The organism is Flavobacterium salmonis, assembly GCF_903819435.1.
Taxonomy (GTDB): Bacteria; Bacteroidota; Bacteroidia; order Flavobacteriales; family Flavobacteriaceae; genus Flavobacterium; species Flavobacterium chungangense.
In genome coordinates, this window is the sequence record NZ_CAIJDP010000110.1 from 1 (window position 1) to 216 (window position 216).

General features: G+C 47.7%; 1 protein-coding gene. It reads right to left on the reverse strand.

Going from position 1 to position 216, the window contains the following annotated elements; genetic code table 11:
* Positions 1 to 216 (reverse strand): hypothetical protein (locus tag FLACHUCJ7_RS25075; protein ID WP_180910965.1); only part of this gene is annotated, 216 nt, incomplete at both ends.

A 216-nucleotide genomic window follows, 5' to 3' on the forward strand; every position in this document is an offset into this window, starting at 1 on the left:
CTAAAAGCGATGCTTCCGTTGCCCCCACAAGTCGAAGGATTGGTTGCTGTACCAGCGGTAAGTGTTGGACTAGCCGGATCAGAAATGGTTTTAGCAGTCCCTGTAGAGCCGGTACATCCGGAATTGGTTATAGAAAAATCACTGTAGGTTCCTGCTTTCAGACCAGAAAGTGTAAAAGCATTGCCGGAAACGGTAACATTCACAGGACTTGCCGTA